We start from the raw sequence: 255 nt of genomic DNA, 5'->3' as shown, positions 1-255 counted from the left end.
ATCGCCGGTCTGATCGCGCTGTCCACCTACCTGCCGGATCCGGAAGCGGCCATCAAGGCCGCCATAGCCGATGGCGCCCGGCCGCCGGTGTTCATGGCCCATGGCGCGCAGGATCCGGTGATCCCGCAGGTGAGCGCTGCCGACACCGCCCAGCGGCTCACGGCAGCCGGCTTCCCGCTGGAGTGGCAGTCCTATTCCATGGCCCCCCAGGTCTGCGCCGAGGTACTGCAGGCGCGGGGCGCCTGGCTGGACGCT

General features: G+C 71.4%; 1 protein-coding gene. It reads left to right on the top strand.

Going from position 1 to position 255, the window contains the following annotated elements; genetic code table 11:
- A partial coding sequence (locus ACQG3P_RS20615) for an alpha/beta hydrolase (RefSeq protein ID WP_426806088.1) occupies positions 1 to 255 on the top strand: 255 nt, incomplete at both ends.

It is taken from the genome of Stenotrophomonas sp. SrG (assembly GCF_050031795.1).
Lineage (GTDB): Bacteria > Pseudomonadota > Gammaproteobacteria > Xanthomonadales > Xanthomonadaceae > Stenotrophomonas > Stenotrophomonas rhizophila_A.
The sequence above is the reverse complement of the archived record's forward strand: the minus strand, read 5'-3'. Positions and strand labels throughout refer to the sequence as shown.